Annotated in this window: 8 protein-coding genes; 3 read left to right on the plus strand and 5 right to left on the minus strand. The window is 44.2% G+C overall.

What is annotated here, in order from left to right; all coding sequences use genetic code 11:
• Nucleotides 1-246: 246 nt before the first annotated feature.
• Nucleotides 247-489 (plus strand): hypothetical protein, encoded by a 243-nt coding sequence (locus tag QUA24_RS23330; protein ID WP_333232436.1) that lies wholly within the window; start codon nt 247-249, stop codon nt 487-489.
• A gap of 14 nt (nt 490-503) precedes the next feature.
• On the opposite strand, the gene QUA24_RS23335 is transcribed toward QUA24_RS23330, so the two are convergent.
• From QUA24_RS23335 to bchB, 3 genes are all read right to left on the minus strand, one after another.
• Entirely contained in the window at nt 504-788 is a 285-nt protein-coding gene (locus QUA24_RS23335) for a type II toxin-antitoxin system mRNA interferase toxin, RelE/StbE family (RefSeq protein ID WP_333232438.1), read from the minus strand.
• Nucleotides 785-1,006, minus strand: a complete 222-nt coding sequence (locus tag QUA24_RS23340; RefSeq protein WP_333232440.1) for a hypothetical protein — start codon at nt 1,004-1,006, stop codon at nt 785-787. The genes QUA24_RS23335 and QUA24_RS23340 overlap by 4 nt, the downstream gene beginning before the upstream one ends.
• 83 nt (nt 1,007-1,089) lie before the next feature.
• Nucleotides 1,090-2,616, minus strand: coding sequence for a ferredoxin:protochlorophyllide reductase (ATP-dependent) subunit B (gene bchB / locus QUA24_RS23345; protein WP_190659189.1), 1,527 nt, complete (start codon nt 2,614-2,616; stop codon nt 1,090-1,092).
• A 1,344-nt stretch (nt 2,617-3,960) separates the two neighbouring features.
• On the opposite strand from bchB, the gene QUA24_RS23350 reads away from it, so the two are divergent.
• Nucleotides 3,961-9,474 (plus strand): AAA family ATPase, encoded by a 5,514-nt coding sequence (locus tag QUA24_RS23350; protein WP_333232442.1) that lies wholly within the window; start codon nt 3,961-3,963, stop codon nt 9,472-9,474.
• A 78-nt stretch (nt 9,475-9,552) separates the two neighbouring features.
• On the opposite strand, the gene QUA24_RS23355 is transcribed toward QUA24_RS23350, so the two are convergent.
• Nucleotides 9,553-9,681, minus strand: a complete 129-nt coding sequence (locus QUA24_RS23355) for a hypothetical protein (RefSeq protein WP_333232444.1) — start codon at nt 9,679-9,681, stop codon at nt 9,553-9,555.
• Between the two features lie 117 nt (nt 9,682-9,798).
• Between QUA24_RS23355 and QUA24_RS23360 the strand changes: the two genes are divergently transcribed.
• A complete protein-coding gene (locus QUA24_RS23360) occupies nt 9,799-11,985 on the plus strand; it encodes an ATP-binding protein (protein WP_445242642.1) in 2,187 nt (728 codons plus the stop codon).
• 447 nt (nt 11,986-12,432) lie between these two features.
• Here QUA24_RS23360 and QUA24_RS23365 read toward each other — a convergent pair whose 3' ends face one another.
• Nucleotides 12,433-13,644 carry an acetate kinase gene (locus QUA24_RS23365; RefSeq protein WP_333232448.1) on the minus strand — a complete coding sequence of 404 codons (1,212 nt, stop codon included), beginning with the start codon at nt 13,642-13,644 and terminating at the stop codon, nt 12,433-12,435.
• Nucleotides 13,645-13,755: the final 111 nt, after the last annotated feature.

Genomic DNA, 13,755 nt, shown 5'->3' on the forward strand with positions numbered 1-13,755 from the left:
TTGTGATGCACGGGTTTTGACCTATTCTACCTGTTTATCTTGCACTCAACTCTCGATCACGCGAGCAAAACCCAGGCCATATCAAGTGCGATCAATATATTCAACAAGCCCTATATAGTCAGGACTACCCTCTATAAAAAGATTTAATAATACCATCAGACAAAGAATATCTCGATGGTCAAGAAAAACTATTTCATTCTCTAAAACACTCTCCAATCACATGGGCAGCTCTTTGGTATTTTATTCATGAGTATAACGCCAGTTTATCTATCAAATAAAACCCCTAATTATACTGCCTATGTAGGACTACCCAAAATTGTTAGTTTAAACCTACCAAAGGGAGGGATTTACGATGGGTTAATTGCTCAAGCTGCACTGAAAGCAAGTGTGGATGTGTTGTTGACTCTTAACCCCAAGGACTTCACTCGAGTGGGAGAAGATGTCAGGCGGTGCAAGTGCCGGGTTAAGCCGATCGCACTTTGCTTTTAAAGCGCGATCGTCAGTTAATATACTTCATCATGCGTCCCAATATCAATCAAGACGATCAATTCCTCTTGCGTTTCATTATCTTGCTCAAAAGTATAGATTATTCGGCAATCGGACTCAACCCAACAAGCCCAAAGTCCTTCTAATTGCCCCCGCAGTTTATGTGACTTCAATGGAGGAGAAAATGGATCGTTCACTAACAACTCCAAAACCGAAAAGATTTTCTCACCTAATTGCGGATTTCTCTTGATAATCCGTTTAAAAGCCCGTTGAAAACTGTTGTTCCAAACTAGAGTTTTCATTCTTCATCCAGTAAATCAGCTTTTAACTGTGCAAGGTTGCCTCGCTTTGCTGTGCCGACTTTTAAAGCACTCAAAACCTCTCTTGCATTGTTAGCAATTTCCACTCGCCGATTTTCAATTCGCCGTTTCTGAATTAATTCAATTAACAAATCTTGCTCTTCAATTGCCAGAGATTCTACATATTCGATCGCGGTCTGGAAAGCAATAGAATTAGCCATAAAGAACTTTTCTATGTTTGAAAAGTGACAGTGCATTTCTATTTTACTAAGTGAGGTGGGCAAATGCCCACCCTACCAATAAACTATGCGCCGACAGATTCCTTCGCTGCGTACAGCACCTCGACGGTAATCTTATCAATTCCCCGATCGCGCGCAAACTTCTCAGTATTCCGCTTCACCTTACCCCGCACAAAACCAGGGATTTTATTCAACTCAGCTTGTCCATCCTTCGTCCAACCCATATCAGAGTCAGCCGAAATACCCTTGGTAATCACTTCCTTAGTATCGTGGCCGCCGAAGATTTCCAGCAAGTGGTCTTCCATTCCCAAAGTAAAGGAATTGTAGACCAAATCTACGCACTGATTTGTACCTTCATAACCCAAAAATGGCTTGTAGCCGATAGGGAAATTTTGGACGTGAATCGGTGCAGCAATTACGCCGCAGGGAATATCCAACCGCTTACCTACGTGGCGTTCCATTTGGGTGCCGAAAATCGCCGAAGGTTCCGCTTTGGCGATCGCATCCCCGATCGCCCCGTGATCGTCCGTCACCAGCACTTCATCGCAATACTCGCTTACCTGTTCCCGGAACCAGTCAGCGTCGTGTTTGCAGTAGGTTCCAGCCCACACAACGTGGATTCCCATCTCGCGAGCCAAAATCTTCGTCATCGCCGCAGCGTGCGTATTATCGCCAAATACGACGGCTTTTTTGCCAGTTAAGTTTTGGCAGTCGATCGATCGCGAAAACCAAGCAGCCTGCGACACAAACCGAGTTTGTTGGTCAATAAAGTTTTCGTAATCAACATCCGCACCTTGAGCATTCAAAACTTGCTGAATCTTGCGGATACAGCGCGCCGTTTCTACCACACCCATCGGCGTAATATCCACCATCGGCGTGCCGAATTCTTTTTGCAAATACTCCCCGGCCATCATCCCCAATTCCCGATAAGGAACCAAGTTAAACCAAGCGCGCGGCAGTCTTTTTAAGTTGTGAACCGAAGCACCTTCGGGAATAACTTCGTTGACTTCAATGCCCAAATCTGCCATCAAACGTTTCAACTCGGTGCAGTCGTGCTGGTTGTGGAAACCCAGCGTAGACATACCGATAATGTTGACAGATGGTTTTTCGCTTTTGGCTTCTACTAAATCGCCTTTTTTGCGGGCTTTGTTAATGTAAAATTGGACGATTTGATCCAAAGTGCGATCGGCAGCTTGCAGTTCGTTTACCCGATAATGGTTAACATCCGCCAGCAATACATCGCCTTTGGCATCCAATTGAGCTCGTTCCACGAAGTTTTCCAAGTCTTCTTGCAGAATGCTGGAGGTGCAAGTCGGGGTGAGCACGATTAAATCTGGGTGTTCTTCTCTGTCTTTGCGGGTGATGTTGTCCACCACCCGTTCCTGGGAACCCCGCGCCAGTACGTGTCTGTCAACGACGCTGGTAGTTACCGGGGTGAAATCCCGTTCCCTCTCCAGCATGGAACGCATGACGTTAAAATAGTCGTCTCCAATCGGTGCGTGCATGATTGCATGGACGTTTTTGAAGGAAGTGGCGACGCGCAAAGTGCCGATGTGGGCTGGGCCTGCGTACATCCAATAAGCCAATTTCATAGGTTTTTTTCCTGGTGCTGGTTGAGAATTGCCCGATCGGGCGATTACTGCTAAATTTTAAGGTTGTTTCTGATTTTCTCACCGGATGAATCCTTGAGAAATACTAAGTTTCTGAGGATTTACACATTTGGGAAATGCTCAAACGCTTTGTCTGCTTGGCATTTGACTCGCAATTTAAACAACTTTACCTGGGTTTTATGGCAATAATTCTTAATCTTTCCTAAAATTTTCTTAAGAGTTAGGCAAATTTGATTAATGTAGGGTTCGCTGCCGCGCACCAGACAAGGTGCAATAATTCAGCATTTTTTGTCAAATTTACTCTGCTCAAACGGTCAATCGATTTTAGATTTTAGATTTTAGATTAAAGAATTGAAGGATTGACCCCACGGATAAATTCGGGGGTTCCTTTATGGGATACAGGTTTTTTATTTCTGGACGGATGAATCCAGGGGCTTGTATCCTGGATGCTTTCGGTCAATCGATTTTAGATTTTAGATTTTAGATTTTAGATTAAAGAATTGAAGCCTTGACCAGCCCAAAAACGGATACCGTGCCACGTACAGGAGTTGTGGAAAGATAAAAATTTTAGACCCTAGTTCAAGCTCCCAGATTTATCTGTGGGGTAAATCTAAAATCTAAAATCTAAAATCTAAAATCGACTGACCTCACGGATAAATTCGGGGGGCAAGTTTCATCGGATACAGGTTTTTTATTTCTGGATCGATGAATCCGGGGGCTTGTATCCTAGATAATTTCGGTCAGTTAGTATTGTTAATCGATCGGTCAAAATAGATAGAACTGAATAAAATTTCAGATTCCGAAGCAACACTTACTTCCCTCAGCGCCTCGGTCGCTAATTATAGTTAAGATTTGCACCGCCCGGTTTTTTTGAAGCACCGCAAATTCGGGCCCGATCACCGGAAAAAATAAATCTTTAAGCACTTGCGTATTTTCACGAGATGTGATGACGCTCTACTAAAGTCCAGCGATTGCTTAGAATCGGAGATGATTTGGTTGTCAGAATGGCGATCGAGCATTAGAGTAAATCCTTGCACAACTCCTGTATTTGCGCTCTTGTTAACCTAACTGCTGAGGTAACGAAAGCCGCAGCGTGCTTTTGTCAGCAGTAGCTCTTTGCTGTCAAGGCCTGCTTTCCCACACATCCCAAAAGATAGCTCTTGAGCGATAATGAAGAATAACATAGGATTTACGAAAAGAAACCTGATTTACACGATAAAATCTTGGGTTTGTCAACGACTAGCAACGAAGAAACCCGGTTTCTAGCCCGCCGCGCGTCAGTCCTGTAACATTGACCAAGCACACCTAATTTGAGAGAACCCAACTATGATGGCAATTCCCGGCGTTGCAGTTCTCGCTCTCATTTATGAAAGCAGCACTTCCCTGGTTTACCGCGGCCACAACGAGCAGAACAACCAACCTGTTATTATCAAACTTATCAAAGAAGACTATCCCACTCCTGAAGAACTGAATAGATACAAGCGCGAATATGAGATCACTGCCAACTTAAGCCTGTTGGACGGAGTTGTGAAAGTGTATAAGTTGCAACAGGTTAGAAATAGTCTGGCAATGATCTTAGAAGATTTTGGCGGGGAATCTTTAAAAATTTTTATGGGTTCCCAAAAATTTACCCTGTTAGGATTTCTGACTACGGCCATCAAAGTTGCTGAAACTTTGGGAGAAATTCACGGAAAAAATGTAATTCATAAAGATATAAATCCCTCTAATATAGTTTTTAATCCTGCTACCGGACAAGTGAAACTAATAGATTTCAGCATTTCAACAGCATCCAACCTGGAAAATATTCCCAATAAAAATCCCAATTTTTTAGAAGGCACTTTAGCCTATATGTCGCCCGAACAAACCGGCAGAATGAACCGGGTAGTCGATTACCGCACCGACTTTTATTCCCTCGGCGTGACCTTCTATGAAATCCTGGCAGGACAACTCCCTTTTCCCACGACAGATCCCATGGAGTTAGTTCACTGTCACATAGCCAAACAGCCAGTCCCTCTCGCTGAAATAGCCCCAGAAATTCCTAAAGCTGTTTCAGATATTGTGATGAAATTGTTAGCAAAAACCGCTGAGGAGCGTTATCAAAGTGCTTGGGGACTAAAAGCCGATTTGGAATCCTGCCTGTTTCAGTGGCAAACATCTGGGGTTGTTTCTGAGTTTCCTCTCGGCAGCCAAGATATTTCAGACAAATTTCAAATCCCTCAAAAACTTTACGGCAGACAGCGAGAAGTTGAAACTCTTTTAGCGGCATTTGAACGGGTAGCAGCAACAAATAATCGAGGCTATCGCAGTGACGATTCTCAAATTTCTGTCATCAAAAAAGAGAGCAAATCGAAAAAAGAAATCCCCTTGTCAGTCATGGCGAGAGGACAACATAAATCTCGCAGCGAGATGATGCTGATTGCCGGTTATTCCGGCATTGGCAAATCTGCAATGGTGAAGATTTTAGATAAACCTATTACCCGCAGACGTGGATATTTTATATGGGGAAAGTTTGACCAGTACAAGCGGACTATTCCTTACTCTGCCGTTGTCAGCGCTTTTTCGGAGTTGGTGCGACAACTGTTAACTGAAAGTGAGGCTCAATTAGCAGTTTGGCGCGAAAAACTCCGCAGTTCCTTCGGTCAAAACGGGCAAATTATTATTGATGTCATTCCCGAAGTTGAACTAATTGTCGGAGCTCAGTCTCCTGTAGCTGAATTGGGGCCGACGGAATCTCTTAACCGCTTTAATTTAGTATTTCAAAATTTCATTCGCGTATTTTGCCAGCCAGAACATCCGCTGGTCATTTTTCTCGACGATTTGCAGTGGGCTGATTCGGCTACTCTCAAGCTGATCGAATTGATGATGACAGATGAAGCTACGCAATATCTGTTTTTAATTGGCGCTTATCGGGATAATGAAGTTAGTCCCACTCATCCTTTAATGATGACTGTGGAGACACTGCGAAATCAGGAAGCTATCATTAATCAGATTGCTTTGTCGCCGCTGGGGGTGGAAAACATAACTCATTTGATTGCGGAGACTTTGCACAGCGATCGAGAATCTGTCAAACCATTAGCTGAATTGGTAATCAGTAAAACAGACGGCAATCCTTTTTTTGTCAATCAATTTCTGCAAACATTGTATCAGGAAAACCTGCTAGTTTTTCACCCGCCACAGTCGGGGAGCAAGGGCGGCTGGCATTGGGATATGACCCAAATCGAGCAGTGCGCTATCACTGACAATGTAGTAGATTTGATGGTACAAAAATTGAGGAAACTGCCAAGTTCAACGCAGCAAGTTTTGCGTTTAGTGGCTTGTTTGGGGAACGAATTTGACTTGAATACTCTTTCTTTAATTCATGAAAAAGAAGCCTCGGAAACTTTTTCTCACCTGTTGCCCGCCATTAAGTCGGGACTGATTCTGCCAACTTCGGAATTGGAAAGCAAGTCATTAGATTACGTGCTGTTTCCGCTCTTGATTCTGAATTATAAATTTTTGCACGATCGCGTACAGCAAGCAGCTTACGCTCTGATCGACGACTCGCAAAAAAAGGCAGTTCACCTGAAAATAGGCAGGCAAATCCTAGAAAATACTCCGGCTGAATATCGCGCTGACAGAATCTTTGAATTAGTCGATCACTTGAATGTGGCTCGATCGCTAATTAATGAAGATCGAGAATTAATTGAACTGGCAACGCTGAATTTAGACGCCGCCCGCAGAGCAAAAGATGCCACTGCTTATGTTGCTGCCTTGCAGTATTTGACCGCAGGCATGGACGGTTTGAGCGCCGATATTTGGGATGCCCACTACGATTTAGCCTTTGCCTTGCACATGGAGCGGGCAAATGTCGAGTATTTAAACGGTTATTTCGAGAAGTCTGAAGAATTTATTAATATAACTCTGGAAAAAGCGCGATCGCCCTTAGAAAAGGTAGAAATTTACAACCTGCTGATCGTGCAGTACACCCTGCGGGCGAAGTACGAAGAAGCCGTTAAAGCCGGAATCCAAGCTTTGGACTTGCTAGGCATTGACTTGCCGCTAGACGGGCTACAAAAAGTCATATCCGAAGAATTTGCAGCCGCTACAAATATTTTAGCCGGTAGAGAAATAGCTTCCCTAATTGACGCCCCCGAAATGACTGTACCAGACAAAAAAGTTGCAGTCAAATTAATTACAAACTTGCTGACATCGGCGTACCTCAAAAATCCAGACTTGTGGAAAGTCAGCGTTTTAAAAGGAGTCAATCTTTCTCTACAATACGGTTTAGTACCCGAAGCCTCTCTTTGCTATGCTGGCTACGGTATGTTCTTAAACGCAGTTTCGGGAGATTACAAAGCTGCGTATCAATTCGGCTTACTCTCCCTGAATCTCAGCGAAAAATCTGGCAATATCGGCTTGAAGTGCAGAGCTTGTTCATCCCTGGTCAGTATTTTTTATTACTGGTTCAATCACATCAAAGATTCCCACGCAATCAGCAATGAAGGATATCAAGCAGCTTTAGAATCAGGAGATTTAGAGTATGCGGGTTATATCCTGTCCAACCGCATAGCTAACTCATTTTTTCAAGGTAAAGAAATCTCGCAAATTCTGGCAGACACGAGCAGGTATTTGCAGTTCAGCCAAAAGACCAAAAATCAGCTCGTAACCGATATATTATTAGGGGTAGAGTTAATCCTGCGTAACTTGAGCAAACTAACTCCTGAAAAGTTTGTATTTGAAAGCGAAGATATCAGCGAAGCTGAATACGTACACAACTGTCAAGCTCATCAAAATTTGTACTCGCTCTGCCTTTATCAGATTCGCAAATGCCAGGTAATGTACTGGTACGGCAACTTCAACGAAGCCCTACAACTAGCTTTGGAAGTAGAAAAACAGCTATCTTTTATTACCGGAGCGATACCCGCTACCGAATGGAATTTTTTCTTTTCTCTAACTTTAGCGGCCGTTTTCCCAAATGTTTCAGAAGAGAAGCAAAAGGAATACTTGGAAAAGTTAGAGGAAAACCAAAAACAGATGAAAATTTGGGCAGACAACTGTGCCGAAAATTTTCTGCACAAGTACCTTTTAGTACAAGCAGAAATAGCCCGAATTTCCAAGAAAGATTCAGAAGCTGTAGAACTGTACGATTTCTCTATAAATTTAGCCCAAGACAATGAGTTTGTCCAAAATGAAGCGCTAGCTAATGAACTAGCAGCTAAGTTTTGGTTGAGTAAAGGCAAGTATCAATATGCCAAAATTCACTTGCGCGAAGCTCACTCGTGCTACTTGCGCTGGGGTGCAGTTCGCAAAGTAGAAGATTTAGAACAGAAGTATCCGCAGTTGCGGGAAATGACGCCAATCAACGGAAGTTTTAACAACAGTCAAACTACCACAACTATTCATACTTCTACTGGCAGCGATGCGAGAGTGCTCGATTTGGCAACGGTAATGAAAGCCTCTCTGGCGATTTCTAGCGAAATTGTCCTCGATAAGTTGCTGGCTTCTTTAATGAGAATCTCCTTAGAAAATGCGGGTGCTCAATTAGGTTTTCTAATTTTAGTTAGAGATGGTCAACTGTTGATTTCTGCTAAAGCCTCAGTATTTGCTGAAGATGTAGCTGTTCTGCAATTTACGCCTGTTGGAGAATATCATGATTTACCTGTGACGGTGATTAATTATGTGGAAAGGACTCGCTCGGATTTGGTGTTGAGCAATGCGGCGGCTGAGGGACTATTCACAGCCGATCCTTACATCGCTAAACACAAACTGCAATCTATTTTGTGTACTCCAATCATTAATCAAGGCAAACTGATCGGCATTCTTTATTTAGAAAATAATTTGACTGTCGGAGCGTTTACTCCCCACCGATTGGAAGTTTTAAGGTTGCTTTCTTCCCAAGTTGCTATTTCTTTGGAAAATGCTCTGCTTTACAATTCTGTGGAACAAAAAGTGCAAGAGCGGACGCAGGAGTTAAATGAAAAGAATGAGCGTTTAGAACACACTTTGCGCGAGTTGAAACTAACTCAAGCTCAATTAATCCAAACGGAAAAGATGTCTAGTTTGGGACAAATGGTCGCTGGTGTAGCTCACGAAATTAATAATCCTGTAAGTTTCATCTACGGCAATCTTAATCCGGCTAGCGAATACGTTAAAGACTTGCTAAAATTGATTGAGCTTTACCAGCAGCACTATCCAGAACCTGCGGATGAAATTCTAGAAGAAATAGAAACAATTGAGCTGGAATTCTTGAGCGAGGATTTGCAAAAGCTGCTGGATTCCATGAAAGTAGGAGCGGAAAGAATCCGAGATATTGTGCTAAGCTTGCGGAATTTCTCGCGCCTCGACGAAGCGCAAATGAAGTCGGTAGATATCCATCAAGGCATTGACAGTACGGTGATGTTGCTCCAACCGCGCCTGAGAAAAGAGGGTGGGCGTTTGGGAATTGAGGTGATTAAAAATTACAGCACGCTACCACTAATTACTTGTTATGCGTCTCAGTTGAATCAGGTATTTATGAATATTTTGACAAATGCGATCGATGCTCTCCTCGTCGCAAGAGACGCCCCGGAAAACTCTCATCAACAGCCTACGATTACAATTTCTACAGAGGTGACTGACAGGAATTCTGTCATAATTAGAATTGCCGACAGTGGGCCGGGGATGAGCACTGAGGTGCTGCACAAGATATTCGATCCATTTTTTACAACTAAGCCCGTGGGTTCGGGAACTGGTTTGGGATTGTCTATTTCTCACTCGATTGTTGTGAGTTCTCATGGCGGAAAATTGACTTGCGTTTCTGCAGCCGGAGAGGGGAGCGAGTTTATTATTGAAATTCCGATCGCCCCACGGCAAGTTTTGTAATCGTCGCTACTATCAACCAACATCCCCAAATCAATTCCAGTTAGCAACCCTTAACAATCCGGCCACGCATTGCGTTTACTAAACTTTGAATTCGCAATTCAAGCTCGGCGAAAACTCTGCATTAAAGTCGATCGCTCTGGTTTCGACAAAAGCGCGATCGCCCTTTTGCAGCCGCACTGAGGACTTTTCATCACGACGAGGTGGCAATGCTCCGGTAAAGCATAAAAAGTGTCAGATTTTTAATTAAAAAAGTAGACATTCTGTGTATTTTCATGATCGAACTGTAGATAGTAGATCATAGTAAAATAAAAGTAAATTCCGATCATGAAGATACGTAACTTCGGCAAAACTCAGGCGATCCCATTGCAGCTCATACTAATGGTGCCATTTGTTTTGCAAATTTTTGGAGCGGTCGGTCTGGTTGGATATTTGTCGTTCAAAAATGGACAAAAAGCCGTAAACGACCTGGCGGATCGGTTGATGGATCGAACCAGCATTTCGGTGAATCAACATCTGGAGGCTTATTTATCTATTCCGCATCAAGTGATTCAGGTTAACGCCGATGCGATTCGGATGGGGTTGCTAGATGTGCGCGATCGCCAAACCCTCGGTAAGTATTTCTGGCACCAAATGCAGGCTTATGACCTGAATTACATCGGCATTGGACTGATCACGGGTGAGGGAGTAGGGGCCGCACGCTACGACCCCAAAGCCGTCGTGATTGATGATTGGACTCCCAAACCGCCGAATAATGTGATCAACTATGCCACAGACAACAAAGGCGATCGCACTCACGTCGTGACTATTTATGATTGGGACAACTTGCAAGAACCCTGGTACACCGAACCCATGAAAGCAGGTAAACCCATCTGGTCGCGGATCGTCACCGTAAATTATCCCAATCATCCCTACATCGCTGCCTCTGCCGGTCGCCCCATTTATGACGCAAATAATCGCTTGCTAGGAATGGTTGGAGTCGATATCCATCTGTTGAAACTGAGCGATTTCTTACGGAATATAGATATCAGTAGCTCAGGGCAGGTTTTCATCATGGAACGAAATGGGCTGTTGATCGCAAACTCTGCGAAAGAACAACCATTTATCACCGTCAAAGACGAGATTCGGCGTTTGAAGGCGATCGACAGTCCCAATCCCATAGTGCAGGGAATTGCCAAACAAATCCAGCAACGCTTCAAAGGGTTTCAATCCATTTCTAAAGACACGGATCTCCGACTTGATTTTCAGGGAGAACTCTACTATGTGCAACTCACTCCCTGGCGCGACCAATATGGATTGGATTGGTTAGTGGTGGTGAGTGTGCCAGAAAGCGAATTCATGGCACAGATTGATGCCAACACCCGCACCACAATCTTGCTCTGCTTAGCAGCATTGGGGGTAGCTTGTGGGATGGGCGTTCTCACCTCCGGCTGGATTGCGCGTCCGATTCTGCGACTGAATCGGGCGAGTGAGGCAATAACATCTGGCAACTTCGACCAAGCTGTAGAAGACAGCCGTATTCAAGAACTCAACGCCCTTGCCAACTCCTTTAACCAGATGGCAAGACAACTGCGCGAATCGTTTACCGCCTTAGAAAAAAGTAATGCAGAATTAGAAGATCGGGTGGAATACCGCACCGGTGAACTCAAAAACGCCCTAAGTGAGTTGCAACGCAGCCAATCACAGATAATTCAGAGCGAAAAAATGTCTAGTTTGGGGCAAATGGTTGGTGGAGTCGCCCACGAAATTAACAACCCGGTCAACTTCATTCACGGCAACCTCGTCCATACACAGCAATACACCCAAGATTTGTTAAAGTTCGTGCAGCTTTATCAACAGCACTATCCTAACCCTGCTGACGAAATTCAAATCGCAGCCGAAGAAATCGACCTGGAGTTCTTGCAAGAAGACCTGCCTAAAATGCTGTCTTCGATGAAAATGGGTACCGATCGCATCCGCCAAATTGTCCTGTCGTTGCGGAACTTTTCACGGATGGACGAAGCAGATTTTAAAGCAGTGGATATCCATGAGGGTATTAACAGCACCTTACTGATTTTGCAACACCGCCTCAAACATAGACCGGAACGACCGTCTATTGAGGTGATTCAAAACTACGGTTCTCTACCCCTGGTGGAATGCTACGCCGGACAACTCAATCAGGTGTTTATGAATATTCTCACCAATGCGATCGATGCTCTCCTTGTAGCAAGAGATTACCCGCAAAACTCTCATCAACAGCCTACGATTACAATTTCTACAGAGGTGACTGACAGGAATTCTGTCATAATTAGAATTGCCGACAGCGGGCCGGGGATGAGCACTGACGTGCTGCACAAGATATTCGATCCCTTTTTTACAACTAAACCCGTGGGTTCGGGAACGGGTTTGGGATTGTCTATTTCTCACTCGATTGTTGTCAGTTCTCATGGCGGAACATTGACTTGCGTTTCTGCACCCGGAGAGGGGAGCGAGTTTATTATTGAAATTCCGATCGCCCTACGGCAAGTTTTGTAACCGTTTCTGGATCATTACCAACCCTGGCAGTATTCCAATGATGTCATATCAAATCTGTTAGCCTCGGAATTATTCATATCTCTATTCTCGACCTCTGCGTGAATCAGCGTCAATCCTTTGTCATCTGCGGTTAATAAATTATCTTTTTTTTACCGCAGATTAGGGCAGACAAACACAGATTAACGCAGATGAATTAGATCTATTACTGTGGCGCCGAGCGTGATTTTTGACCGAAAGCATCCAGGATACAAGCCCCCGGATTCATTCCGAAAGCAGACTCAGGACGGATAAATAAAAAACCTGTATCCGATAAACAAGCGCCCGAATTGATCTGTGGGGTCAATGCTTCAATTCTTTAATCTAAAATCTAAAATCTAGAATCTAAAATCGATTGACACTTCTGCGAAGCTGATTGGGCATCGCTGTTGCAGGAATTCATAAAATAAATTAGTGATAAAGTTTCCAGCATTCTCGCGCAATTTCCCAATCTTCCTGTGTGTGAATTACCAAAATTCTCATTGCTGAATCCAGTGCCGCAATATCTTGATCGATTGGTGACAGTTGATTTTTATCCCCATCCAATTTTAACCCGATAAATCCAAAAGCTTCGCAAGCTGCTGCGCGCACAACAGCAGAATTTTCCCCAACTCCCGCCGTAAAAATTAAAGCATCCAACCCTCCTAAACTCGCCAGCATGGCACCAATGCCAGCACGCAAACGGTGGATGTAAATATCCAAAGCAAGTTGAGCTCTCTGATTACCTTGGGCGATCGCATCTCCAATCTGCCGCAGATCGCTAGACACCCCAGAAATACCTTTTAAACCAGAATTTCGATTGAGAATACCATCAAGTTTCTCAGCAGTAAAATCGGATTGTTTTAATAGATGAATGAGGATGCCTGGATCGATCGAACCCGATCGACTTCCCATCATCAAACCTTCCAAAGGCGTAAATCCCATCGTGGTGTCAACACTCCAGCCACCGCGAATGGCCGCCAGAGAACATCCGTTGCCCAAATGACAGCTAATCAACCGCAAATCTGCCACATCTCGACCCAGAATGTCGGCGGCCCTACGCGCGCAATATTGATGGCTAATCCCGTGAAAACCGTAACGGCGAATCCCATTTTCCAGCCATTCATAGGGGCCGGGATAAACAAAGGCTGCGGGCGGCAATTGTGCGTGAAAAGCTGTATCAAATACTGCTACTTGCGGCACATTTGGGAGGATTTTTTCAATCGCTTCGATGCCTTCGAGGTTAACCGGATTGTGTACGGGGGCGAAAACAGATAAACGGGCGATCGCCTTTTTAACATCCGGCGAAATTAACGTACTTTGCTGATAATCTTCCCCGCCATGTACGACGCGGTGACCGACAATATCAATCTCTTTTAAATCATTAATTGTTTGAGTTCTTCCCCTCCAAAGACTGTCCAGCATTCGAGAAATAGCATCTTTGCGAGAGTCTGAGGCAAACTCCTCTTCAAGCTGATCGCCTTTTGCTGTTTTGACTTTCAACTCTGCTATACCCTGCTGGTGAGTCCAGTCTATTTGAGCCTCCCAGAGGGGTTGCAAAGGTCGATCGGGGAGGACATCATTTAACTCGTAAAGACAGCTCTTTTGACTGCTAGACCCTGCATTTAACACCAGTATTTTCATGCTTTATTATTTCCTGTTGATTCGTTCTTTCGATCGCTAGGCGATTGCAATCGTGTGTTGTCAAACTTTCGTCCGCCTGCACAGGCTAAGAAATCTTGAGATCCTGGGAAA

This window comes from Microcoleus sp. Pol12B5, assembly GCF_036701335.1.
In the GTDB taxonomy this organism is placed as follows: domain Bacteria; phylum Cyanobacteriota; class Cyanobacteriia; order Cyanobacteriales; family Microcoleaceae; genus Microcoleus.

What these genes read in the sequence shown, in the direction of transcription:
- QUA24_RS23350 (WP_333232442.1), top strand. Translation starts at nt 3,961, where the DNA reads ATGATGGCAATTCCCGGCGTTGCAGTTCTCGCTCTCATTTATGAAAGC.
- QUA24_RS23335 (WP_333232438.1), bottom strand. Translation starts at nt 788, where the DNA reads ATGAAAACTCTAGTTTGGAACAACAGTTTTCAACGGGCTTTTAAACGG.
- QUA24_RS23360 (WP_445242642.1), top strand. Translation starts at nt 9,799, where the DNA reads ATGAAGATACGTAACTTCGGCAAAACTCAGGCGATCCCATTGCAGCTC.
- QUA24_RS23340 (WP_333232440.1), bottom strand. Translation starts at nt 1,006, where the DNA reads ATGGCTAATTCTATTGCTTTCCAGACCGCGATCGAATATGTAGAATCT.
- bchB (WP_190659189.1), bottom strand. Translation starts at nt 2,616, where the DNA reads ATGAAATTGGCTTATTGGATGTACGCAGGCCCAGCCCACATCGGCACT.
- QUA24_RS23365 (WP_333232448.1), bottom strand. Translation starts at nt 13,644, where the DNA reads ATGAAAATACTGGTGTTAAATGCAGGGTCTAGCAGTCAAAAGAGCTGT.
- QUA24_RS23330 (WP_333232436.1), top strand. Translation starts at nt 247, where the DNA reads ATGAGTATAACGCCAGTTTATCTATCAAATAAAACCCCTAATTATACT.